This is a genomic window from Veillonella sp. 3_1_44 (genome assembly GCF_000163715.1).
Classification (GTDB): domain Bacteria; phylum Bacillota; class Negativicutes; order Veillonellales; family Veillonellaceae; genus Veillonella; species Veillonella parvula_A.
The window spans coordinates 493,109-518,062 of sequence record NZ_GG770200.1; the positions used below are offsets into that span (position 1 = coordinate 493,109).

The 24,954-nt window shown below is 40.5% G+C and carries 18 protein-coding genes and 1 pseudogene; 17 read left to right on the forward strand and 2 right to left on the reverse strand.

Annotation, left to right across the window (positions count from 1 at the left end):
* The 9 genes and pseudogenes from tuf to rplL all read left to right on the forward strand — a co-directional run.
* Window positions 1-333 (forward strand): annotated as a pseudogene (gene tuf, locus HMPREF0873_RS05865) (elongation factor Tu); the annotation flags it as partial.
* 335 nt (window positions 334-668) lie between these two features.
* Window positions 669-2,906, forward strand: a complete 2,238-nt coding sequence (locus HMPREF0873_RS05870) for a nitric-oxide reductase large subunit (RefSeq protein ID WP_004693527.1) — start codon at window positions 669-671, stop codon at window positions 2,904-2,906.
* Window positions 2,907-3,176: 270 nt separating this feature from the next.
* Window positions 3,177-3,326, forward strand: coding sequence for a 50S ribosomal protein L33 (gene rpmG / locus HMPREF0873_RS05875; RefSeq protein ID WP_004693530.1), 150 nt, complete (start codon window positions 3,177-3,179; stop codon window positions 3,324-3,326).
* A gap of 43 nt (window positions 3,327-3,369) precedes the next feature.
* Complete coding sequence (gene secE, locus HMPREF0873_RS05880; RefSeq protein ID WP_004693531.1) at window positions 3,370-3,591, forward strand: preprotein translocase subunit SecE; 222 nt, start codon at window positions 3,370-3,372, stop codon at window positions 3,589-3,591.
* Window positions 3,592-3,603: 12 nt separating this feature from the next.
* Window positions 3,604-4,140, forward strand: a complete 537-nt coding sequence (gene nusG, locus HMPREF0873_RS05885) for a transcription termination/antitermination protein NusG (protein WP_008602485.1) — start codon at window positions 3,604-3,606, stop codon at window positions 4,138-4,140.
* A 109-nt stretch (window positions 4,141-4,249) separates the two neighbouring features.
* Window positions 4,250-4,675 (forward strand): 50S ribosomal protein L11, encoded by a 426-nt coding sequence (gene rplK / locus HMPREF0873_RS05890; protein WP_004693535.1) that lies wholly within the window; start codon window positions 4,250-4,252, stop codon window positions 4,673-4,675.
* A 76-nt stretch (window positions 4,676-4,751) separates the two neighbouring features.
* Window positions 4,752-5,462, forward strand: coding sequence for a 50S ribosomal protein L1 (gene rplA, locus HMPREF0873_RS05895; protein WP_004693536.1), 711 nt, complete (start codon window positions 4,752-4,754; stop codon window positions 5,460-5,462).
* A gap of 175 nt (window positions 5,463-5,637) precedes the next feature.
* Window positions 5,638-6,135 (forward strand): 50S ribosomal protein L10, encoded by a 498-nt coding sequence (rplJ, locus tag HMPREF0873_RS05900; RefSeq protein WP_008714932.1) that lies wholly within the window; start codon window positions 5,638-5,640, stop codon window positions 6,133-6,135.
* A 70-nt stretch (window positions 6,136-6,205) separates the two neighbouring features.
* A complete protein-coding gene (gene rplL / locus HMPREF0873_RS05905) occupies window positions 6,206-6,574 on the forward strand; it encodes a 50S ribosomal protein L7/L12 (protein WP_008714934.1) in 369 nt (122 codons plus the stop codon).
* Window positions 6,575-6,615: 41 nt separating this feature from the next.
* Here the strand turns inward: rplL and HMPREF0873_RS05910 are convergent, their stop codons facing one another.
* Window positions 6,616-8,256: a glycosyltransferase family 39 protein gene (locus tag HMPREF0873_RS05910; RefSeq protein ID WP_038125697.1), complete on the reverse strand. Its 1,641-nt coding sequence runs from the start codon at window positions 8,254-8,256 to the stop codon at window positions 6,616-6,618.
* A gap of 294 nt (window positions 8,257-8,550) precedes the next feature.
* On the opposite strand from HMPREF0873_RS05910, the gene HMPREF0873_RS05915 reads away from it, so the two are divergent.
* From HMPREF0873_RS05915 to rpoC, 3 genes are all read left to right on the forward strand, one after another.
* The gene (locus tag HMPREF0873_RS05915) at window positions 8,551-9,966 is read left to right on the forward strand and encodes an aspartate ammonia-lyase (protein ID WP_004693544.1); all 1,416 of its coding nucleotides are present in this window, start codon (window positions 8,551-8,553) and stop codon (window positions 9,964-9,966) included.
* A gap of 330 nt (window positions 9,967-10,296) precedes the next feature.
* Window positions 10,297-14,463, forward strand: a complete 4,167-nt coding sequence (gene rpoB / locus HMPREF0873_RS05920; protein WP_038125698.1) for a DNA-directed RNA polymerase subunit beta — start codon at window positions 10,297-10,299, stop codon at window positions 14,461-14,463.
* A gap of 29 nt (window positions 14,464-14,492) precedes the next feature.
* The gene (gene rpoC, locus HMPREF0873_RS05925; protein ID WP_004693548.1) at window positions 14,493-18,695 is read left to right on the forward strand and encodes a DNA-directed RNA polymerase subunit beta'; all 4,203 of its coding nucleotides are present in this window, start codon (window positions 14,493-14,495) and stop codon (window positions 18,693-18,695) included.
* A 260-nt stretch (window positions 18,696-18,955) separates the two neighbouring features.
* Here rpoC and HMPREF0873_RS05930 read toward each other — a convergent pair whose 3' ends face one another.
* Complete coding sequence (locus HMPREF0873_RS05930; RefSeq protein WP_004696751.1) at window positions 18,956-20,977, reverse strand: BCCT family transporter; 2,022 nt, start codon at window positions 20,975-20,977, stop codon at window positions 18,956-18,958.
* Window positions 20,978-21,332: 355 nt separating this feature from the next.
* Here HMPREF0873_RS05930 and HMPREF0873_RS05935 point away from each other — a divergent pair, with 355 nt between their 5' ends.
* From HMPREF0873_RS05935 to HMPREF0873_RS05955, 5 genes are all read left to right on the forward strand, one after another.
* A complete protein-coding gene (locus HMPREF0873_RS05935; protein WP_004693552.1) occupies window positions 21,333-21,578 on the forward strand; it encodes a ribosomal L7Ae/L30e/S12e/Gadd45 family protein in 246 nt (81 codons plus the stop codon).
* Window positions 21,579-21,654: 76 nt separating this feature from the next.
* The gene (rpsL, locus tag HMPREF0873_RS05940; RefSeq protein ID WP_008714944.1) at window positions 21,655-22,029 is read left to right on the forward strand and encodes a 30S ribosomal protein S12; all 375 of its coding nucleotides are present in this window, start codon (window positions 21,655-21,657) and stop codon (window positions 22,027-22,029) included.
* A 52-nt stretch (window positions 22,030-22,081) separates the two neighbouring features.
* Window positions 22,082-22,552, forward strand: coding sequence for a 30S ribosomal protein S7 (gene rpsG, locus HMPREF0873_RS05945; RefSeq protein ID WP_004693556.1), 471 nt, complete (start codon window positions 22,082-22,084; stop codon window positions 22,550-22,552).
* A 15-nt stretch (window positions 22,553-22,567) separates the two neighbouring features.
* Entirely contained in the window at window positions 22,568-24,643 is a 2,076-nt protein-coding gene (fusA, locus tag HMPREF0873_RS05950) for an elongation factor G (RefSeq protein WP_008714945.1), read from the forward strand.
* Window positions 24,644-24,693: 50 nt separating this feature from the next.
* A partial coding sequence (locus tag HMPREF0873_RS05955; protein WP_008714946.1) for a GTP-binding protein occupies window positions 24,694-24,954 on the forward strand: 261 nt, incomplete at its 3' end.

A 24,954-nucleotide genomic window follows, 5' to 3' on the forward strand; every position in this document is an offset into this window, starting at 1 on the left:
AAAGACATCGAACGTGGTCAAGTATTGGCTAAACCAGGCTCCATCAACCCACACACAAAATTCAAAGCAGAAGTATACGTATTGACTAAAGAAGAAGGTGGCCGTCATACTCCATTCTTCTCCAACTACCGTCCACAATTCTACTTCCGTACAACAGACGTAACAGGTGTTGTAAACCTTCCTGAAGGTGTAGAAATGTGTATGCCTGGCGATAACGTAACAATGGAAATCGAATTGATTACTCCAATCGCTATCGAAGAAGGTCTTCGTTTCGCGATCCGCGAAGGTGGCCATACAGTAGGCGCTGGCGTAGTAACAGAAATCGAAGGTTAATACAAGTTTATAGCTCAATGTATCGATACATTAGCTATATAATTGAATTTTAGATTCAATAAAAGGGACCCGTTGGGTCCCTTTTATTTTGTATGTTTTGATGATTAAGAGTATAGGATTGAATCGCTAATATATTGAAACAATGATGATTTTGTAATGTGACATATACGTTGTATTCAGGCTTCAAAGGATAATCATACTATTGATACAAATTGAGAAGAAATTTTAATATATTGTAACCTTAGATACAACTTTATTTATAAAATTAGTGTATATTATATATGAGAAGAGCATAGGCTCTCTTTTTGTGCTTTTATAGAAAAGGAGGTAATGTGATGGGCGAATACAAAAAGTATTGGATAGCCGTAGTAGCAGTTCTTATTATTGGATTCTCTATTCTTGGCTATTTGGGTACGGATGTATATCATCAAGCGCCACCGGTACCAACCGCGTATGTATCTCAAGATGGACAGGTTTTGTTCACTAAGGATGATATCTTACATGGTCAATCGGCTTGGCAATCTACAGGTGGTCAATCTGTAGGGACCGTACTAGGTCATGGCGCATATCAAGCCCCGGATTGGACAGCTGATTGGTTGCACAAAGAAGTGTCCGTAATGCTTGATATCAAGTCTCAAGAAGCTTTTGGTGTTCTTTATGAACAGTTAGGTGATGTGCAGAAAGCGGCTGTTAAAGAAGCAGTTAAAGCAGAGTACTTTAACAGTGCTGTTCGTGAAGATGGAACTGTTGTGCTTTCACCGGAACGTATTACAGCGATGAATTTAACCGGACAATATTTTATTGAACTGTATGGTGATAACCCTAAATTGTCCGAAACACGCGATCATTTTGCGATGAAAGACAATACGTTGCCAGAATTAAAAGATCGTATTGATATGGCACGATTCTTCTTCTGGACTACGTGGATGGCATCGACTCAACGCCCTGGTACAGATGCAACATACACCAACAATTGGCCTCACGAGCCATTGTTAGATCATAATCCAACACCGGAAAGCGTAGCTTGGTCTGTTGTGAGTGTTATTATTTTACTTTGTGGTATTGGTATTGTCGTATGGATGTGGGCATTCGGTCGCAAACAAGATGAACATGAATTAACACCACCTGCGGAAGATCCAATTTCCAAATTGCATCTCACACCATCTCAACGGTCTTTAGGAAAATATTTATTTACGATTTTGGCATTATTTTTACTCCAACTTGGTATGGGTGGTATCATTGCGCACTACACCGTAGAAGGACAGGCTTTCTATGGCATTCCATTGGCGCAGTATTTCCCATATTCTATTGCTCGTACTTGGCATATTCAAGCATCCTTGTTCTGGATTGCGATGGCATTCTTGAGTGCCGGTTTATTCTTGGCGCCGATTATTAATGGCGGTAAAGATCCTAAGTTCCAAAAATTGGGCGTGGATATTTTGTTCTGGGCACTCGTTGTGTTGGTAGTGGGTTCCTTTACAGGTACATATTTAGGTGTTGCTCATGAGATTCCGGCGTCTCTAAACTTCTACTTGGGTCACCAAGGATATGAGTTTATCGAGTTGGGGCGCGTATGGCAATGGATTGAATATATCGGCATTCTATTTTGGCTTGTACTCATGGTGCGCAGCATCATTGGTGCTTTCAAAAATAAAGGGGATAAAAACCTTATTGCTGCCTTTATTTTCTCCGTTGTGATGGTCGGTATTTTCTATGGACCAGGTCTTTTCTACGGAGAACACAGCCACTTGGCAATCATGGAATACTGGCGCTGGTGGGTTATTCACCTTTGGGTAGAAGGATTCTTTGAAGTATTCTCTACTACGTTGATGGCCTTTATTTTCGTAACACTTGGTCTCGTATCTTACCGTGCAGGTACCATAGCAGCGATTTCGTCCGGTGCCATTTACCTTATCGGCGGTATCCCTGGTACATTCCATCATCTTTATTTCACCGGTGTTACATCGACTATCGTGGCCACAGGGGCATCGTTCTCCGCGTTGGAAGTAGTGCCTCTTGTACTCTTGGGATATGAAGCGTTTGAAAATTATACACGCCTTCATAGTGCTCCTTGGATGCATCGACTAAAATGGCCTGTATACTGCTTCATTGCCGTATCCTTCTGGAACTTGGTGGGTGCAGGCATCTTCGGCTTCTTAATTAATATGCCGGTTTCCTTGTTCTATATTCAAGGTCTAAATACGACAGCTGTTCATGCTCATACGGCGTTGTTCGGCGTATACGGGTTCTTGAGTTTAGGCTTTGTATTCCTCATCGCTCGTTATATTCGACCTGAAGTGGAATTTAACGACAAGTTGATGAAATTCGGTTTCTGGGCATTGAATTGGGGCCTTGCGTTAATGGTTCTTATCAGTCTATTGCCAATTGGCTTGATTCAAAGTTGGGCAAGTGTTACACAAGGCTTATGGCTCGCTCGCAGTGAAGACTTTATGCAACAACCATTGTTACAAAATTTGCGTTGGCTTCGCATGGTTGGCGATACCATCATGATATTGGGGGCATTGGCCTTCTTCTGGCAAATCGTGAAAGTAACTTTCACAAAGAAACAGTAATAAACGAAGCAATAATAGTAAATATGTAATTATAATATTAAATATAATATATATAAGCTAACTATAAGCTAATATGACATGGCGTTCTTTGGGTAGACAAGGGGCGCCATTGTCTGTTATACTATCCATGTCAGGCATACGTGCCTGGCTTTTTTGAGTTGCTTAATTTCTTGACATCGCTTGCTACGTATGATATAGTTTTTTAGTATGTAGTCGAGCGTTTTCGAGTACAAGAGACAGATTAGTAAATATAAAGCGAGGTGTATCCGGATGCGTAATGCCATTACTTTAGCTTGCACAGATTGCAAACAACGCAACTATCAAACGAACAAGAATAAAAAGAACAATCCTGATCGTATTGAAATGATGAAATATTGCAAATTCTGCGGTAAACATACATTACACCGTGAAACAAAATAATTCTTATCATTCATTACCTGTTGATTTGAGGATGTGAAACACAATGGCAAAGTCTAACTCAGCAGTGCAGCAGCGTGGTGGATTTGGAAAATTCTTCCGCGGTGTGAAAGCTGAACTAAAAAAAGTAGTCTGGCCAACAAAAAAAGAGCTTATCAATTACACAATAGTAGTATTCTTAGTGACCATATTCATCGCTTTGATTATTTCTGTGCTTGATGGACTCTTTGCCCAACTTTTTAATACGTTGTTGCACTTTGTTGGATAAGGGGGCCATTACATGGAAGCAGATAAGAAGTGGTATGTAATTCATACCTATTCAGGCTACGAAAATAAAGTAAAAACCACTCTTGAACTTAAAGTTCAATCTATGGGGCTACAAGATGTGATCAGCCGAATTTTGGTGCCTCTTGAAGACGAAATAGATGAAAAAGATGGGGTTAAAAAAGTAGTAAAACGTAAGATATTTCCTGGGTATGTATTGGTGGAAATGGAAGTTAATGACCGTTCTTGGTATGTTGTACGCAACACGCCAGGTGTAACAGGTTTCGTTGGCTCTGCTACAAAACCAGTTCCACTTTCTGATTCCGAAGTAGAACATATACTTAAGTCTCAGGGCTTGGATAAGAAACCAACCATTAACGTTGATGTAGAAGTTGGTGAAACGGTTCGCATTACGTCCGGTGCCTTTGAAGATAAACTAGGTGTTATTACCGAACTTAACCCTGATAAAGGAACATTGAAACTTAGCGTAGAAATGTTCAATCGAGATACCGAGGTAGAGTTAGAGTTCTCTCAAGTTGAGAAAGCTCTTTAATATATAAATATAATAATATAACTCTAAAAAGAGCAATCGATTTTGGTTGCCAGTGGGAGGATATATATCCGTTACCACCACAGTATAAGCATAGGAGGTTTAATTACCCATGGCTAAGAAATTAGTTAAACAAGTAAAACTACAAATTGAAGCCGCTAAAGCTACTCCAGCACCACCAGTTGGTCCTGCACTAGGTCAAGCAGGTGTTAACATCGTTGCTTTCACAAAAGAATTCAACGAACGTACTGCTAAACAAGCTGGCTTAATTATTCCAGTAGTTATTAACGTATATGAAGATCGTAGCTTCGACTTCATCACTAAGACTCCACCAGCTGCAGTATTGTTGAAAAAAGCTGCAGGTATTCCAAAAGGTTCTGGTGTGCCTAACCGTGATAAAGTAGCAAAAGTAGGTCGCGATAAAGTTCGTGAAATTGCTGAATTGAAAATGCCTGACTTGAATGCTAATACCGTAGAACAAGGTATGCGCATGGTGGAAGGTACTGCTCGCAGCATGGGCATTGAAATCGTTGACTAATAAGCGTACGACTTGCGCATAAGGCGCAAATCGGTGGGAGGGAATTCCCGTTTGACCACATAAGGAGGATATTATAATGGCAAAAGTAGGTAAGAAATACGCTGAAGCAGTAAAACTTATTGAAGCTGGTAAATTCTACGAACCAGTAGAAGCAATTGAGTTGGTTAAGAAAACTGCAACTGCAAATTTCGATGAAACAGTTGAAATTGCTTTCAACTTGAATGTCGACCCTAAATACGCTGATCAACAAGTTCGTGGTGCAGTAGTATTGCCTCATGGTACTGGCAAAACTAAACGCGTTCTTGTATTCGCAAAAGGCGACAATATTAAGGCAGCTGAAGAAGCTGGTGCAGATTTTGTAGGTTCTGAAGAGTTAGTAGCTAAAATCCAAGGTGGTTGGAGCGACTTCGACGTAGTAGTTGCTACACCAGACATGATGGGTCAAGTTGGCCGTCTTGGTAAAATTTTGGGTCCTAAAGGCTTGATGCCAAACCCTAAAGTTGGTACAGTAACTCCAGACGTTGCTCGTGCAGTAAACGAAATCAAAGCTGGTAAAATCGAATACCGTACTGATAAAGCAGGTATTATCTCTTGCTCTATCGGTAAAGCATCTTTCGATGAAGAAAAATTACTTGACAACTACCGTACAATCGTTGATACTATTATCAAGGCTAAACCTGTAGCAGCTAAAGGTCAATACATTAAATCTGTAACCTTGTCCGCTACAATGGGCCCTGGTGTACCTTTGAATGTGTTCAAATTGAGCACTGTTTCCAAAGAGCAATAATTAAATATGTCTCTTAGCTGTAGACGGCTGGTATGTATAATGGATGAAAATCCGCCCGCTGAGGCTGACACTAGAACAACCTAGGACTAGTTACGACCTCATCGCGTGCGATGGGGTCGTTTTTACGCTAAGATAGTACATAGAGCACCAAAAAAATCTACAAGGAGGTAATCTAATGGCTGTCACTGAATCAAAAAAAGCAATCGTTGCTCAAATGAAAGAAACTCTTTCTGAAGCAAAAGGTGCTGTATTGATTGGTTACTCTGGTTTAACTGTTGCGCAAGCAACTGATCTTCGTCGCAAAATGTTGGCTGAAGGTGTTGAATACAAAGTAATCAAAAATACTTTGACTCGTATCGCTGCAAACGAATTGAATCTTGAAGGTTTCTCTGAGCATTTAGAAGGTCCAACTGCGTTGGCTACTTCTAAAGACGATGCTGTTGCACCTGCTCGTGTAATCGAACAATTCATCAAAGCAACTGAAAAAGAAGTTGTAACAGTTAAAGCTGGTATCGTTGAAGGCGAAGTTATGGACGCAGCAGGCGTTAAAGCAATTGCATCTCTTCCAAATCGCGAAGGTATGCTTTCCATGTTGCTTTCCGTATTGCAAGCTCCTGTTCGCAATGTTGCATACGCTGTCAAAGCTGTTGCAGAAGCAAAACCTGCAGAATAATATTTTTTGCAAAGTATTCGTTGGCCGCTTGAGGCTGGCACTATAAACTAATTTATGGAGGAAATCTAAAATGGCATTGAACATTGAAAACATCGTTGCTGAATTGAAAGAAGCAACAATCCTTGAACTTAATGATCTTGTAAAAGCAATCGAAGAAGAATTTGGCGTAACTGCAGCAGCTCCTGTAGCTGTAGCAGCTGCTGGTGGTGCTGAAGGCGGCACTGCTAAAGATTCCTTCGACGTAATCTTGAAAGATGCTGGCGCATCTAAAATCAACGTAATCAAAGTTGTTCGTGAAGCAACTGGTCTTGGCTTGAAAGAAGCTAAAGCTATCGTTGACGGTGCTCCTGCACCTGTAAAAGAAGGCGTTGCTGCTGAAGCTGCTGAAGCTTTGAAAGCTCAATTAGAAGAAGCTGGCGCATCCGTAGAATTGAAATAATTCTAACCATATTAAAGGCGTACCCTATGGGTACGCCTTTTTTATTGAAGCTTATAAATTGATGCGAGTTTTGTTTTGTTGACTAATTTTGCCTTTGGATACGGTAATGCATTAGAGAAATCCTTGTCATATTTTTTAGGAACGATGACATAGGAACCGCGATTATTTGATGTATTACTTAAAAATGTTTCTTTAGTTATTGTAGGCATCAATGTTTTGCCTTCGGTCCATATAGAATCATCAGTTGTATCTACGAAAACTTGGGTAGGTGTAGTGTCCATGTAATATACAATGGAAGTATAGTAACTGCCATATACATATATTGGTTTTGATGTATCTTCGATGAATGCTTTGAACTGTAAACCAGACTGATTAAACAATATTGGTGGTACTGTAATCGTAATAACCGAGTACAACGTAATTAGTGGAACTAAAGCATATATTGCTAGTTTGAAAAATGATGTTATGTAGTATCGACCGATTAAAATTATACATACTATAATAAAGGAACCAACGATTAATGGTTTACTATCAAGACTTTGATCAAAAGCTGTAGCAAATGTAAAAATCATGTAGTAAATACCTAGTGGTAGGGTAATTAAATAATTAAACTTTTTGAATGATTGAGTAAATTCACCGGTTTCTTTGTCAGTAACTAATTCACAAATTTTTACAGCCGCCCATATTATACAAGGGATAATGGCAGGTAATGTGTAGGTTAGATACTTTGTAGCTACTAGAGAGTAGAATAGAACTATAACTATAAACCATATAATACCTAATAGATCAAAATCATCTTTCCAGTTAAGATCTTTTAAATGATAGACTATTACAGGTGTCCATGGTAATAGTGAAAGGGGTACAATTAATAGATAGTAATACCATACATTAAATTTAGGATGCTCAGATATAAGAGCTCGATCTACATTGTGTAGACCTAAGAATCCGGAAATAAACTGCTCACCGTGAATGGAATACATAGCGATATACCAAGGGCTAGCTATCGCTATAAAGGCTAATAGTCCTAAGGGATTAAATAGTAATTTAATATCCTTTGAAAGCTGATAACTTTCATCTTTTCTATGGACTATATAGCGAGCGCATACATAAATGAGTAATATCAGGCCGGGCAAGATGATGCCTATAGGTCCTTTGGTAATTACAGCTAAGGCAGCAGCAATGTAAGCTTTCACCATAGCTGACTTGTCATTATTGGTAAAAGCTAAATAGCTATATCCAAATATAGCTAAGGTGAAGAGAAGTAGAAATCCGTCGGTTATAATTGCATGAGATATGTACCAAAACTGTAGTGTACTCATTAATAGAATAGCACAGAGTACACTAGCAAAAGTATTTTTAGATATGCGGTAAATTATATGGTACATTAGGGCCACGCTGGCTCCCGCAACAAGCGTATTCGGTATACGAGATGTAAAGTCTGATATGCCAAATAGTTTGTACGTAATCATAAGTGCCCAATAGGTGAGCGGTGGTTTATCATACCATACGTGATCGTATATCATGGGGGATATCCATGAGTTATGTTTTAGCATGGTGATGGCGGAGAGAACATAGTTGGACTCCACCGGATCAGTGATTGGCAAATAGGCATTATAAAAGCCGTAGCTCAAAACGGTTAATAAAAAGAGCGCACCTATGCGCAGCATGTGATTGTTAATCATAGTTACTCCTTACTTACATAGTTTATATTATTGTACTATAGGGCGTGTAATATTTAAACCAATCAAAGATAAAAACAGAGCACTTATAAATATGGAGATAATATGGAGATAATATAGAGATAGTTACAAAAAAATAATTATTTATGAAATGATATATTGTATAGAATATTGTTTATTCGGAATACATGAAATAACTTTTATGTATACAAAATACATGCTATAATGAGCGCATAAGATAAAACCGTTTCATTAAACTATCATCTAATATATGAAATAGTGGAAAGAGGATCTATTATGAGAAAAGAACATGATTTCCTAGGTGAATTAGAAGTAGCGGATGAGTTATATTATGGTGTACAAACGATTCGTGCCTTAGAAAACTTCCATATTACGGGGAAACATTTAGACCAAGATTTTATTAAAGCACTAGCAATGGTAAAAAAAGCATCTGCTTTAGCTAATATGAAAACAGGTCGTCTCAATGTATCTATCGGTAAAGCGATTGTTCAAGCAGCTGATGAAGTTATTGCAGGTGAATTTGCTGACCAATTTCCAGTTGATCCAATTCAAGGTGGTGCTGGCACTTCTGTGAATATGAATATGAACGAAGTGTTGGCAAATCGTGCTTGTGAAATTTTAGGTCATCCAAAAGGTAGCTATGATATTGTAAGCCCTAACAATCACTGTAACATGGCACAATCTACGAATGATGCGTTCCCAACAGCAATCAAGGTTTGTGCAATTTTAAAAACTAAACCTTTACTTGAAGCTTTGCAACGTCTTGTTGATGAGCTTGAGAAAAAAGCTGAAGAATATAGTGAAATTTTAAAAATGGGGCGTACTCATTTACAAGATGCGGTGCCTATTACATTGGGACAAGAGATGGGTGCTTACGCATCTGGTATTCGTCGTGGTATTAAACGTATTAAATCTGCCGTTGAAGGTGCACATGTAATTAACATGGGGGCCACTGCAGTTGGTACAGGCCTTAATGCTGAACCTAATTATATTCATGATGTAGCGTACGAATTAAGCGAAGTAGTAGGCGAACCGTTCTACACTGCGGAGAACTTAATCGATGCCACAAACAATACAGATGTATTTGCTGATATCTCTAGCGGTTTGAAGGTAACTGCACTTGTGTTGATTAAGATGGCAAATGATTTCCGCTTAATGGCATCTGGCCCTCGCTGTGGCATTGGTGAATTAAAATTGCCTGCCCGTCAACCAGGATCCTCTATCATGCCAGGAAAAGTAAATCCTGTTATCGCTGAAGTATTGAATCAAGTGTGTTACCAAGTTATCGGTAATGACCTTACTATTACATTAGCTGTAGAAAATGGTCAATTCGAGTTAAATGTTATGGAACCTGTATTGGCATACAACTTGTTCAATAACCTTTGCTACCTCAAAAACGGTGTAAATACATTCGTTGATAAATTGCTTGTTGATCTTGAAGTAGACCGTGAACAATGCGAGTACTGGTTGAATCGTTCCGTTGGTATCGTAACAGCATTGTTGCCACATCTTGGCTATGAAACAGCTTCTGCATTGGCGAAAGAAGCGTATGAAACAGGTCGAGCTATTCGTGATATCATCTTGGATCAAGGTTTATTGACTGAGGATGAAATTAATCATATTCTTTCTCCTAAAGAAATGACTCGCCCTGGTATCGCTGGTGCGAATCTTTTAAAACAAAAAGGCAACTAATTTATGGTTCTCTTTTGATACATGAATAAAGCATGAAAATGAAAGACTGTCAACCCTTTTGGTTGACAGTCTTTTTTAATACTGATAAAATTATATATTGCAAAAGTAGCGTTTTCTGCTTTTGGATGTAAAAACTATAACACAAATAGTGATGAGGTTTTCTTCCAAGGTTGTGCTTGGTTAATGGGAAGCAAGGTTATTTTAAAAATGAAATGGACCTTGCTTTATTTGACGTTGCCCGAGCAGGAAAACTGAGACCTGTAAGATGTCTTTTTCATGCCGTTATAGAAAATGGTAGACCAGTGTGTTTTGATAGGGGTGAAAGCAAATATGTTCAAACCTGAGCAGGTAGGCAAACGAACTCGTTATACGTACGCTAAAATTAACGAAGTTATCAAGATGCCGCATTTATTGGACATTCAACGTAAATCGTATGAGTGGTTCTTGGAGAGTGGTTTACAAAATATTTTCAACGATATTTCTCCGATTAAAGACAATTCAGGTAATCTAGTACTTTCTTTTGAAGGTTTCAGCTTAGGTGAACCTAAGTATGATATTAATGAATGTAAAAACCGTGATGCTACTTACGCAGCACCACTTCGTGTAAATATTCGCTTGGTAAATAATGATCCAGAAAATATGGACATTAAAGAACAAGAAGTATTCATGGGCGATTTCCCATTGATGACGGATACAGGTACTTTCATCATCAATGGTGCAGAACGTGTTATCGTATCCCAATTAGTACGTTCTCCAGGCGTTTACTACAATAAAGAAATCGATACAATGGGTAACCGTTTGTATGATTCCACAGTTATTCCTAACCGTGGTGCATGGATTGAACTTGAAACAGATGCTAGTGAAGTGGTAGCTGTTCGTATTGATCGTAACCGTAAATTACCAGCTACTGTATTGGTACGTGCATTAGGTTGGGATACTAATGAAAGCATTCTAGACCTCTTCTGGAATGGTAAAACTGATGAGGATGGTTTACCAGTATATGATGAACGCATCGTTCGTACATTAGAAAAAGATACAACTCAATCTGCTGATGAAGCATTGGTTGAAATCTATAAAAAATTACGTCCAGGTGAGCCTCCTACTGTAGAGTCTGCTCGTAACTTGTTCGATAACTTGTTTTTCGATGCACGCCGTTATGACTTAGCGCGCGTTGGTCGTTACAAATTGAACAAAAAACTTGGCTGGCGCCAACGTATGTTGGGTCAAACATTGGCTCAACCAATTGTAGATCCAGAAACTGGCGAAATTATCCTTGATGCAGGCGTACAAGTTGGGGAAGAACAACTTGATATCGTTGCTAATAGCCATGTATTCGATGGTGAAGGTTTTGCTGAATTCTACATCGTAAATAATGATGGTGTAGAGTCTAAAGTTATTTGTAATAACTGCAACTTACCATATGATCACCGTACAGTAACACGTGAAGACATGATCGCTAACATTTCTTACTTGCTCAACCTTATGGATGGTGCAGGTCATACAGATGATATTGACCACTTGGGTAACCGTCGCCTTCGTTGCGTAGGCGAATTGTTGCAAAACCAATTCCGTATCGGTTTAACTCGTATGGAACGTGTTGTTCGTGAGCGCATGACCATTCAAGAAACTGAATCCATTACACCTCAAGCGTTGATCAATATTCGCCCTGTAGTGGCAGCTATCAAAGAATTCTTTGGTTCTTCTCAATTGTCTCAGTTCATGGACCAAACAAACCCATTGGCGGAATTGACTCACAAACGTCGTCTTTCTGCCCTTGGCCCTGGCGGCTTGTCTCGTGAGCGTGCAGGTTTCGAAGTTCGTGACGTGCATCATTCTCACTATGGTCGTATGTGTCCTATTGAAACTCCAGAAGGTCCAAACATTGGCTTGATTAACTCCTTGTCCAACTATGCAAAGGTAAACGAATTTGGCTTCATCGAAGCACCATACCGTAAAGTAGAAAAAGTGTATGGTAAAGGCAAGGATGCTGATAAAGTTGTTAAAGTGCGCGTATCTGATAGCGTAGTATACATGACCGCTGATGAAGAAGAAGGCATGACAATTGCCCAAGCGAACTCTCCGCTTGATGCAGAGGGGTACTTCACAACTGAACATGTTGCTTGTCGTCGTGGTCATGATGTATTGGAAGTTACACCAGATAAGGTTGATTATATGGACGTTAGTCCAAAAGAAGTTGTATCTATTGGTACAGCTATGATTCCATTCCTTGAAAATGACGATGCTAACCGTGCCTTGATGGGCGCGAACATGCAACGTCAAGCGGTACCACTCTTGCGTGCTCAAGCACCACTTGTTGGTACAGGTATGGAATATACAGCAGCTACTGACTCTGGTGTTTGCGTATTGGCGCGTGAAGCAGGTAAAGTTGTACGTTGTTGGGGTAATGAAATCCACGTTCTTCGCGATAGCGATGGTCGTGTTGATACATACCATTTGAATAAATTCCTTCGTTCTAACCAATCCACGTGCTTTAACCAAAAACCAATCGTCAATCGTGGGGACCATGTTGTAAAAGGCCAAGTATTGGCTGATGGTCCTGCTACAGATGGCGGCGAATTGGCATTAGGTTATAACGTTCTTGTAGCGTTCATGCCTTGGGAAGGTTATAACTACGAAGATGCTATCTTGCTTAGTGAAGAACTTTGCAAAGAAGATATCTATACATCCATTCATATTGAAGAATACGAATGTGATGCTCGTGATACCAAATTAGGTGCTGAAGAAATTACTCGTGAGTTGCCTAATACAGGTGACGACACACTTAAAAACTTAGACGAAGATGGTATTATCTGCATTGGTGCAGAAGTACATCCTGGTGATATCCTTGTAGGTAAAGCTACACCAAAAGGTGAAACTGAACTTACTCCAGAAGAACGTTTGTTGCGTGCTATTTTTGGTGACAAAGAACGTGAAGTTCGTGATACTTCCTTGCGCGTGCCTCATGGCGAATCTGGTAAAGTCGTAGATGTAAAAGTCTTTACCCGTGAAAATGGCGACGAATTACAACCAGGCGTAAATAAACTTGTTCGCGTATATATCGCTCAAAAACGTAAGATTCATGAAGGCGATAAAATGGCGGGCCGTCATGGTAACAAAGGTGTCGTTTCTCGCGTTATGAGAAAAGAAGATATGCCATTCCTTCCAGATGGTACTCCAGTACAAATCGTATTGAATCCATTGGGCGTACCTTCTCGTATGAACATCGGTCAGGTTCTTGAAACTCACTTGGGGTGGGCTGTTCAAGGCTTAGGTATGAAAATCAAAGCTACAGACCTTCACATTCAAAACGTGTTGAAAGAAGCCCGTACTGATGCATCTTACTGGGAACAAATCGATACAATCCGCGACCTTTATGCTCAAATTGAGGTATTGGAAGCGAAAGTTGCGGAAGATGTTACGGTAAATCATTTCGAAGAAAATGAGCAAATCATTGCTTTGAAAACTAAAATTTTAAAACATGTAGAAGCAGCAGCGCAAAAGAAATTGGATGCTATGGGTGGCGAAGCTCGTTACCAAGAGCTTAAAGCTATTGAAGCTAAATACAATGCACTTCATGTAGAATTCTTTGATTCTGAAGAAGAGGCTCCTGAAATGGATCCTGCGCTTGTAGAAGAATTAGAGGCAATTAGCAAAGTCAAGAATACTCTTAACAACATTCACTCTGCTGAAGAAAAACGCGTTGAAATTCGTAAAGAGTTGGAAAGCCTTGGCTATGATTTTGACAAATATGGCATGCCAAAACCAGATGTAGCAGGTATTCATATTGCTACACCTGTATTTGATGGTGCTCACGAAAAGGACGTATTCGAAACATTGGCGATTGCAGGTCGTCCTGATGATGGTAAAACTGTTCTATATGATGGTCGTACTGGTGAACCGATGGATAACCGCGTCACTGTTGGTTACGTTTACATGCTTAAACTCCATCATTTGGTTGATGACAAAATCCATGCTCGTTCTACAGGTCCGTACTCCCTTGTTACACAACAACCTTTGGGCGGTAAAGCTCAGTTCGGTGGCCAACGTTTCGGGGAAATGGAAGTTTGGGCTCTAGAAGCATATGGCGCAGCCTATACCCTTCAAGAGCTATTAACTGTTAAGTCTGACGACGTTGTTGGTCGTGTGAAAGCATACGAAAAAATCGTTAAAGGCGAAAACATCCCTGAACCAGGTGTACCTGAGTCCTTCAAGGTATTGCTTAAAGAACTTCAAAGTATCGGTCTCGATGTAAAAATCTTGAACGAAGATCAAGAAGAAGTTATTATGAAAGAACTTGAGGACGAAGATGAGGTGGTAGAAACTGGTATTGAAGAAGTTATGGAAGGCAGTGCTGTAGAAACTGATGAAGTAACTGTAGTAGAACCAGAAGTAGAGGAAGAGGAAGAGGAAGACTTACCAGCTGATAATGGCGGTGAAGATGATATCCTTAGCCAATTGGCGTACCCAATGGGCGACTCCTCTAACGATGAAGACTAAAACTATCTATAAGGAAGGGAGCGATAGTAGTGCTAGACGTAAATGAATTCGATTCCATGCGAATCGGTTTAGCCTCTCCAGAGCAGATTTTATCCTGGTCTCATGGGGAAGTTAAGAAACCTGAAACAATTAACTACCGTACGTTGAAGCCAGAACGTGATGGTCTATTCTGTGAACGCATTTTTGGACCAACAAAGGACTGGGAATGTCACTGCGGCAAATATAAACGCATCCGCCATAAAGGCGTAGTCTGCGACAAATGTGGTGTAGAGGTTACCCGTGCGAAAGTACGTCGTGAACGTATGGGCCATATTCAATTGGCTACTCCTGTATCTCACATTTGGTACTTCAAAGGAATCCCATCCCGTATGGGTCTTATCCTTGACATATCACCACGTTCTTTGGAACGCGTATTATACTTTGCTTCCTACATCGTAGTAGATCCAGCTGGTACACCATTGACAAAACGTCAATTGTTGTCCGAGCAAGAATACCGCGAATACGAAGCTCAATTTAATGAAGACGGTTATACTATCGGTGGTAAATCCGTCGTAATCGAAACAGTGGCTCAACGTAATGAACGTTTAGCTATTGTTCGTGAAGCACAACGCAAAGAGCGCTATAATGCGGCTCTTCGTGATGATGCAACAATACCAGAAGCTGATAAGGAATACGAAGAATTAACTCGCGAAGAACGCTATGAGTTAGGCGCTGCTGAAGAGGTTCTCTTCGCATGTATCGACATGGGTGCTGAAGCGGTAAAAGCTCTCTTATCAGAACTTGATCTTGAAGCATTGAATGCCGAATTGCGCGAAGAGTTGAACACTGCTAGTGGTCAACGTAAAATCCGTGCAGTTCGTCGTTTGGAAGTAGTAGAAGCATTCCGTCAATCTGGGAACCGTCCAGAATGGATGATTATGGACATCGTTCCTGTAATCCCACCTGAATTGCGTCCTATGGTCCAATTAGATGGTGGCCGTTTTGCTACATCTGACCTCAACGATTTATACCGTCGTGTTATCAACCGTAACAACCGTTTGAAACGTTTACTCGACTTGGGTGCTCCTGATATCATCGTGCGCAACGAAAAACGCATGCTTCAAGAAGCGGTTGATGCATTGATTGATAATGGTCGTCGCGGTCGTCCTGTTACAGGTCCTGGTAACCGCCCATTGAAATCCTTGTCCGACATGCTTAAAGGTAAACAAGGTCGTTTCCGTCAAAACTTGCTCGGTAAACGTGTTGACTACTCCGGTCGTTCCGTAATCGTAGTAGGTCCTGAACTTAAAATGCACCAATGTGGTTTGCCAAAAGAGATGGCATTAGAATTGTTCAAACCATTCGTTATGAAACGTTTGGTAGAACGCGGTCAAGCATCCAACATCAAGGCTGCTAAACGCCAAGTTGAAAGAATTGGCCCTGGCGTGTGGGAATCCTTGGAAGAGGTAATTAAAGAACATCCAGTTCTCTTGAACCGTGCCCCTACATTGCATAGACTTGGTATCCAAGCCTTCGAACCAATCCTTTGGGAAGGTCGTGCTATCAAATTGCATCCATTAGTATGTACAGCCTTCAATGCCGACTTTGACGGTGACCAAATGGCGTGTCACTTACCATTGTCCGTAGAAGCACAAGCGGAAGCTCGTACATTGATGCTTTCTAGCCATAATATTTTGTCTACTAAGGACGGCAAGCCAGTAGCAGTACCTTCTCAAGATATGATCTTAGGTACATACTACCTAACAGTTGTACGCGAAGATACTCGTGATAAAGCAAAAACATTTGCTACCTATGATGAAGTTATGCTTGCCTATGAGTCTCATATCATTGGTTTGCAAGATATTCTTTATATCCGTTTACCTGATCATGGCCGTGTAGAAACAACAGCAGGTCGCTTGATCTTCAACAATGCTTTATTCCCAGAATTGTGGCAATACGAGAAACGTGAAGATGGCACTTACTCTTTAGGTAAGGTTATGGATAAGAAAACAGTTGGTAAATTGGTTGATCAATGTTTCCAATTGTTTGGTAATGAAAAAACAGCAGAACTATTGGACCGCATCAAGTCCTTGGGTTACTCCTTCGCTCGTCGCGCAGGTATGACGGTAGCTATTGCTGATATTAAAGTACCAGAAGTTAAAACTAGTTTGTTAGATACAGCGGAACAAGAGGTAGAAAAAGTATCTCGTATGTACCGTCGTGGTCTTATTACAGAAGAAGAACGTTATCGTAAAACTATCCAATTATGGACAAAGGCAACAGAAGATGTTACCGATGCGATGATGGATAATATGGCGTGCGATAAAGACGGCTTTAACCCTGTTTACATGATGGCTATCTCTGGTGCCCGTGGTAATAAACAACAGATTCGTCAGCTTGCTGGTATGCGTGGTTTGATGGCCGATCCATCTGGTCGAATCATTGACTTGCCAATTAAAGCAAACTTTAAAGAAGGCTTGACTGTATTGGATTACTTTACATCCTCTCATGGTGCTCGTAAAGGTTTGGCCGATACAGCGCTTCGTACAGCTGACTCTGGTTACTTGACACGTCGTCTCGTTGACGTATCTCAAGACGTAATCGTTCGTGAGGACGATTGTGACGTTGTAGGTATCGATCTCGTTCGAGAACGTGCTCGCTTGGCTACATCCCCACGTCAAGCATTAGAATTGCTTAAAGATAAACTTATTGGTCGCGTTTTAGATAAAGATGTTGTGAATGCTGAAACAGGGGAACTTGTTGTACCAGCTGAAACTATCTTGGATGAACAATGCTTGGCAGATATTGCTGAAGCTGGTGTTACATCTATCGCATTGCGCGGTGCACACTTGGGCTCTGATAGCGATATTAATCATACTAACTTGGTTCAAAAAATTATTCTTGGTGAAAGCGACGATAGTATCCGTGCAACATTGAAAGAAACTATGGTTCAAAATATGTTGAACAAGGATACTGTACAAGCAATCGTTGACAGCGAAGGTGTAGAAATCTTCCCAGCTGATACACGTCTTACAGAAGAAGGCATCGAAGCTATCCTTAACTCCGATGTAAAAGAAGTACAAGTACGGAACAATGAAATCCACGGTATTGAAGTGGAAGCTATCGTTGAAGGTACTGGTGTTATCGAGCCATTAAAAGACCGTATTGTAGGTCGTATTGCAGCTGAAGAATTAGTTAACAAGGAAACTGGCGAAGTTATCGTTCCTCTTAATGGTGAAATCACAGAGGCGTTAGCTGATGAAGTTGTAAAACACTATGAAACAGTAAAAATCCGTTCCGTATTGACTTGTCGTAGCCCATATGGCGTATGTCGTAAGTGCTATGGTCGTGATCTAGGAACTGGCAACCAAGTTCAAGTTGGTGAAGCTGTAGGTATCATTGCAGCACAATCCATCGGTGAACCTGGTACTCAGTTGACAATGCGTACGTTCCATACTGGTGGTGTCGCAGGTGACGATATTACACAAGGTTTGCCACGTGTCGAAGAATTGTTCGAAGCTCGTAAACCAAAACGTAATGCTATCATTGCCGAAAACGAAGGTACAGTTCGCGTTGTGCCTAATGAAGGTAAGAAAGGTACGAACACTATCTTTATTACTGGTGAAGATGGTATTGAACTTGATTACCTCATTCCTTACGGCTCCCGCATTATCGTTAAAGACGGTGACGTGGTATCCTTGGGCGCTCGTTTGACAGAAGGCTCCATCAATCCTCATGACATTATGCGTGTCATGGGTACTGAAGCAACTCAACGTTACCTCGTATACGAAGTACAAAAAGTATACAAATCCCAAGGTGTAGAAATTAACGATAAACATATCGAAGTTATCGTTCGTCAAATGCTTCATAAAGTTAAAATTGAAACAGCTGGCGATGCGGATATGCTTCCAGGGGATATGGTGGACGTTAATACCTTTGACGAAGAAAACCGTCGTCTTACCCTCAATGGTCGTGAAAATGCTACAGGCAAACGCACGCTATTGGGTATTACGAAAGCCGCTTTGGCAACGGACTCCTTCTTGTCCGCTGCGTCCTTCCAAGAAACAACACGTGTTCTTACCGACGCTGCTATCAAGGGTAAAATCGATCCATTATTGGGCTTGAAAGAAAACGTAATTATCGGTAAGTTGATTCCTGCTGGTACAGGCATGAGTCGTTACCGTAAGATTGAAGTTGTAAAAAATACACCTGAAATCATTGATATTACGGAAGAGGTTATGTCTGAAGATTAATTACTTTGGATTAGCCGTTAAGCTATATTAACTGTATAGACTTGTTGCATAGTTGATATTGTGCGACATAATAAAAAGGGTGCACCTGCGAGGTGCACCCTTTTGTTATAGGTATTATTGGTTTGAGAGATATATGTGTATGAGCTCTATGATTATATGTCTCTATAATTATAGGTTTATATAAATTGAGGATTTCATGATATGTGTTAGTATCAGTTTGTTAAATAAAATGATACTTTGTTAAGGTTGTGGTATGAAAACTATTCAGCTGTTTCTTCCGCGTCATGAGACATGATGTCATAACCGACGTCATCCGATAAAGTAAGATATCGTTCGTACTGACGAATGATATCGGTAATGATATCCTCCCGTGTCATATACTGCGCATCGTATCCGGCGCGTCCGTCACTGAAATATGTCATAGGAATTGCGTTGGTACTTTCAGTAATGTGAGGAATGTTAGGATCTTCGATGAGATGATCCGATACCTCTTGCGTAACGAGTTTGATGCCATAGGTAAAGTTGCGCATTGATTCTTTTTCGATGGTTAACTCTACGGAGGCGTCGTTACCATTGAAATGTTTGTCAATTCTCGTAGTTAATCCGTACTCTTCGGTTAATTCTTTATTGAGCTGATACATAGCAGGCAATGCTGTTGTTTTCATAAAGGAAATAACATCTTCCGATTGCGTTTGGTTGAGTATTTTGGCAAGACCTTGTTTCCAGTTCTTGCTGTCCCAGTAGATGGATGTGGTTGAAAGTTTTGTGTTAAAGTATTGCGTATCTGTTAATAATCCTTGCCATAAGCTGTAGCACATGATAACCATCAAGGCTGCAAATGGTAAGGCGAGAATGAGCGTTACCGATTGTAGTACATTAAGCCCACCAATGCTGAGCAAACTGATGGCAAGAAAGGACATTACAGAGCCCCACATTAAGCATTGCCACTTTGGAGATGAAGTGGATTTATCATAGGCCGCAATATTATTTAACACATAAATGCCTGAATCGGCAGATGTGATAAAAAATAATGCTAATACGATAATTGATAGAAGACTAGTTAAACTGGATAATGGTAAATATTCAAGGAATGCAAAGAGTAGTTGTTCTGGTTTATCGGTTAATGCACCGAGTGCACCGTTTGCTACTGTTTCATCGATATAAATTGCAGTATTACCAAAGATAGTAAACCAAACGATAGTAAAAACAGTTGGAATAATGAGTACCCCAAAGATGAACTCTCGAATAGTCCTACCTTTTGAAATACGCGCAATGAACATGCCCACAAATGGTGCCCAAGATAACCACCAAGCCCAGAATAGTATGGTCCAGCTGAAGAACCATGGACGGGTTTCTGGTGTATAGATAGATGTATAGAAGCTTTGCCCTAAAATATGTGATAGATAGTATCCAAAGTTTTCTACCATTGTATTTAATAGGAGTAATGTAGGACCTGCACAGAGTACAAAAAGCATTAAGACTAATGCAACAGATATATTAATTTCGCTGAGCAGCTTAACGCCTTTATCAATACCTGTAACAGCAGATAGAACGGCAATGGACATAATGATGATAATGATGACCGTTTGGGCGGAAAAGTCATTAGTGGAGATGATATCAATATATAGGAACCCTGCACCTAGTTGGGCCGCACCAAATCCTAAGGTGGTTACGATACCTAATAAAGTTACACAAAGTGCGATGATATCGATAATGTGCCCTCGTGGGCCATTGATCTTATCCTTCCACAGCGGATAGAAACATGAACGTAGTGATAAAGGCAACTTATAGCGAAAACCAAAATACGCTAATGCTAAAGCCATAATTCCGTATACCGTCCATGCATTGATGCCCCAGTGGAAGATGGAGCGGAATAACGCTTCCTTGGCGCTAGGAGCACCATCGACTAAGCCTACAGCGGAGTGATAATGTGAGAGCGGTTCAGCAGTACCGAAGAACATGAGACCTACACCAGTACCTGCCGCAAATAACATGGCGAGCCAAGCTGTATAAGAGAATTCCGCTTCTTCATCGTCGCTACCAAGTTTGATGTCACCTAGCGAACTAAGTGCAAGAAAGATATTGAAGATAAAGAAGAGACTTATGGATAAAACATAAAACCAGCTGAAATCTTCAAATATAATATCACGAATCCCTTGGAGGATCGTTTGAGATATTTGCGGAATCAGAAGGGCACATAAGCTCAGCCCTAAGACGATAGACAAGCTACCTATAATTACAGGGGGATTAAAGTTTGAATAACGTTTAATGAGTTTAATCATATAATCTCCTTTCTTTAGTAACTTATAAATACAAATATTTGTTCTGTATTAATTTATATCATAATAAAATGGTGTTTATATTAATTTTGCATAATTGGTAAAAGAAAAAATAATAGCAAATGCATAGAATGATTATTTATACATGAAAATAATAATATATGAATAAAAAATCACTCTTCATTTATAATTTAAGATTGAATGAAACACACGGATGAGTGTACACATAAAATGCAGCTGTAGAGCGGTGTGTGACATTGGAAATTGTTTGACATGGACTGCTGTAATTGATATACTTACATAGTGCTTTAGGCGAGGTATGCCTAATGGGCATAATTTCGTAAGGAGAATTAGTACAATGGACATTGCCCATCTGAAGTCGGTGAACAAAACAATCGGTGCCAAGCAAACGTTGAAACAAATTGCTAAAGGTGCTGTGAAGTACGTGTTCCTGGGTTGTGATAGTGATGAACGTGTGGTACAGCCTTTACGGATTGCTTGTGAAGAACAGGGAATACCTGTGAATGACAAACACACCATGGATGATCTCGGTCGTGCGTGTCGCATTAAGGTGCGGGCCACAGCTGTAGGCGTCCTACGTTAATCTTGGTAATATCCGATGTAACACTTTGTTATGACGGATCAATTATAAATCTCAAATTTGGAAAGGAGGTGCCCAAATGCCAACAATTAATCAGCTAGTACGCAAAGGCCGCATGAGCTTGACTAAAAAATCTACAGCTCCTGCCCTTCAAGAATCTCCACAAAAACGTGGTGTATGTACTCGTGTGTACACAGCTACTCCAAAGAAACCAAACTCCGCGCTTCGTAAAGTTGTCCGTGTACGTTTGACAAACGCTATTGAAGTAACTGCTTACATCCCAGGCATTGGTCACAATTTACAAGAACACAGTGTTGTACTTATCAGAGGCGGTCGTGTAAAAGACCTTCCAGGTGTGCGTTATCACATCGTTCGTGGTGCATTGGATACAGCTGGCGTACAAAATCGTATGCAAAGTCGTTCCAAATACGGCGCGAAAAAAGCTAAAAAATAATTTTAGCCATTAAACGAAATTAACACACATCATTATAAAGGAGGAATTGAACATGCCAAGAAAAGGCCCTGTTCCGAAACGTGATGTACTTCCAGATCCGGTGTACAACAGCAAATTAGTAACACGTTTCATTAACAAAGTTATGTACGATGGTAAAAAAGGCATTGCTGAAACTATCGTATATGATGCATTCGAAATTATTCGTTCCAAAATGGGTCAAGACCCAATGGAAGTTTTTGATCAAGCATTGAAAAATGTTATGCCTGTACTTGAAGTGCGTGCTCGCCGTATCGGTGGTGCGAACTATCAAGTGCCAGTTGAAGTTCGTGCTGATCGCCGTCAAACCCTCGGTATTCGTTGGGTTGTAAATTATGCTCGTCTTCGTGGTGAACGCACTATGAAAGAACGTTTGGCAGGCGAATTGATGGACGCTTTCAACAATGCAGGCGCTGCAATCAAGAAAAAAGAAGATACTCATAAAATGGCAGAAGCTAATAAAGCATTTGCTCATTATCGTTGGTAATAAGAGGTGACAACTGTGGCAAGAGAGTTTTCCTTAGCAAAAACTCGTAATATCGGTATCATGGCTCACATCGATGCTGGTAAAACAACAACTACAGAACGTATCCTCTACTATACAGGTATCGTTCACAAGATCGGCGAAGTACATGAAGGCGCTGCTACGATGGACTGGATGGAGCAAGAGCAAGAACGTGGTATCACAATCACTTCTGCTGCAACAACTTGTCAATGGAAAGAACATCGTATCAATATCATCGATACTCCTGGTCACGTTGACTTTACTGTAGAAGTAGAACGTTCTCTACGTGTACTTGACGGTTCTGTTGCGGTGTTCAGTGCTAAAGGTGGCGTTGAACCTCAATCCGAAACAGTATGGCGTCAGGCTTCTAACTACGGCGTACCTCGTATCGCTTATGTAAATAAGATGGATACTGTAGGTGCTGACTTCTTCAACGTAGTTGATATGATGAAAGCTCGTTTGGGTGCAAATTCCGTAGCTATTCAAGTACCAATCGGTGCTGAAGATACTTTTGAAGGCATCATTGACTTGATGACTATGAAAGCGGAAATTTATAAATCCGATGACGGTAAAGAATATGAAATCACTGATATCCCTGCTGAATATCAAGAAGTAGCAGAAGCTCGTCGCGAAATGATGATCGATGCTATCGCTGAAACAGATGATGATATCATGATGAAATATTTGGAAGGCGAAGAAATTTCTGTGGAAGAATTGAAAACGGCATTGCGTAAAGCTGTTATTGCTAACCAATTATTCCCAGTTCTTTGCGGTTCTTCCTATAAAAATAAAGGTGTTCAAATGTTATTGGATGCTGTTATCGATTACATGCCAGCTCCAATCGATATCCCACCTATTAAGGGTGTTGTTCCTGGTACTGAAGAAGAAACAACTCGTCCTTCTTCCGATGAAGAACCATTCTCTGCGTTGGCATTCAAAATCATGGCTGACCCTTATGTTGGTAAATTAGCGTTCTTCCGTGTGTACTCCGGTACATTGGAATCCGGCTCCTACGTTTTCAACTCCACTAAAGGTAAAAAAGAACGTATCGGTCGTATTCTTCAAATGCACGCTAACTCCCGTAAAGAAATCGAACGCGTATATTCTGGTGACATCGCTGCGGCGGTTGGCTTAAAGGATACTACTACAGGCGACACATTGTGTGATGAAAAATCTCCTGTAATTCTTGAGTCCATGGAATTCCCTGAACCAGTTATCTCCGTTGCTGTTGAACCTAAAACAAAAGCTGACCAAGAAAAAATGGGTACAGCTCTTGCTCGTTTGGCAGAAGAAGATCCTACTTTCAAAGTTCGTACTGATGAAGAAACAGGTCAAACTATTATCTCCGGTATGGGCGAACTTCACTTGGATATCATCGTTGACCGTATGAACCGTGAATTCAAAGTAGATTGTAACGTAGGTAAACCTCAAGTAGCATACCGCGAAACTATCCGTAAAGCTGTTAAGGCTGAAGGTAAATTCGTACGTCAATCTGGTGGTCGTGGTCAATATGGTCACTGCTGGTTGGAATTGATTCCTCAAGAACCAGGTGCTGGCTTCGAGTTTGAAAACAAGGTTGTAGGTGGTGCGATTCCTCGTGAATACATCGGACCTGTTGAAAGCGGTGTTAAAGAAGCTATGGAATCCGGTGTTATCGCTGGGTACCCTATGGTTGATGTTAAAGTTATCGTATTTGATGGTTCCTACCATGACGTTGACTCCAACGAAATGGCCTTCAAAATTGCTGGTTCTATGGGCTTCAAAGAAGGTGCTCGCAAAGCAGATCCTGCATTGCTTGAACCATACATGGCTGTAGAAGTAGACGTTCCTGAAGAATATATGGGCGACGTTATCGGTGACTTGAACTCTCGTCGTGGTCGCATGGACGGCATGGAAGCTCGTAATGGTTCCCAACATATCAAAGCATATGTTCCATTGAGCGAAATGTTCGGTTACGCAACTGACCTTCGTTCCAAAACGCAAGGCCGTGGTAACTACTCCATGACATTCGATCATTACGAAGAAGTTCCTAAGAAAATTGCTGAAGAAATTCAAGCAAAGAAAAACGGTTAATCTCATATTAGATTAATAGAATTACTATTTTCCTCGGAGGATAATTTAAAATGGCAAAAGAAAAATTTGAACGTACGAAACCGCATGTTAACATCGGTACAATCGGTCACGTTGACCATGGTAAAACTACTTTGACTGCTGCAATCACTAAAGTATTGGCTGAAAAAGGTCAAGCTGACTTCCAAGATTACAGCATGATCGATAAAGCTCCAGAAGAACGTGAACGCGGTATCACAATCAACACTGCACACGTTGAGTATGAAACTGCTAACCGTCACTATGCACACGTTGACTGCCCAGGCCATGCTGAC

Excerpts from the sequence above, each read along its gene's own strand:
- HMPREF0873_RS05870 (WP_004693527.1), top strand. The coding sequence starts at position 669 with ATGGGCGAATACAAAAAGTATTGGATAGCCGTAGTAGCAGTTCTTATT.
- rpmG (WP_004693530.1), top strand. The coding sequence starts at position 3,177 with ATGCGTAATGCCATTACTTTAGCTTGCACAGATTGCAAACAACGCAAC.
- secE (WP_004693531.1), top strand. The coding sequence starts at position 3,370 with ATGGCAAAGTCTAACTCAGCAGTGCAGCAGCGTGGTGGATTTGGAAAA.
- nusG (WP_008602485.1), top strand. The coding sequence starts at position 3,604 with ATGGAAGCAGATAAGAAGTGGTATGTAATTCATACCTATTCAGGCTAC.
- rplK (WP_004693535.1), top strand. The coding sequence starts at position 4,250 with ATGGCTAAGAAATTAGTTAAACAAGTAAAACTACAAATTGAAGCCGCT.
- rplA (WP_004693536.1), top strand. The coding sequence starts at position 4,752 with ATGGCAAAAGTAGGTAAGAAATACGCTGAAGCAGTAAAACTTATTGAA.
- rplJ (WP_008714932.1), top strand. The coding sequence starts at position 5,638 with ATGGCTGTCACTGAATCAAAAAAAGCAATCGTTGCTCAAATGAAAGAA.
- rplL (WP_008714934.1), top strand. The coding sequence starts at position 6,206 with ATGGCATTGAACATTGAAAACATCGTTGCTGAATTGAAAGAAGCAACA.
- HMPREF0873_RS05910 (WP_038125697.1), bottom strand. The coding sequence starts at position 8,256 with ATGATTAACAATCACATGCTGCGCATAGGTGCGCTCTTTTTATTAACC.
- HMPREF0873_RS05915 (WP_004693544.1), top strand. The coding sequence starts at position 8,551 with ATGAGAAAAGAACATGATTTCCTAGGTGAATTAGAAGTAGCGGATGAG.
- rpoB (WP_038125698.1), top strand. The coding sequence starts at position 10,297 with ATGTTCAAACCTGAGCAGGTAGGCAAACGAACTCGTTATACGTACGCT.
- HMPREF0873_RS05930 (WP_004696751.1), bottom strand. The coding sequence starts at position 20,977 with ATGATTAAACTCATTAAACGTTATTCAAACTTTAATCCCCCTGTAATT.
- HMPREF0873_RS05935 (WP_004693552.1), top strand. The coding sequence starts at position 21,333 with ATGGACATTGCCCATCTGAAGTCGGTGAACAAAACAATCGGTGCCAAG.
- rpsL (WP_008714944.1), top strand. The coding sequence starts at position 21,655 with ATGCCAACAATTAATCAGCTAGTACGCAAAGGCCGCATGAGCTTGACT.
- rpsG (WP_004693556.1), top strand. The coding sequence starts at position 22,082 with ATGCCAAGAAAAGGCCCTGTTCCGAAACGTGATGTACTTCCAGATCCG.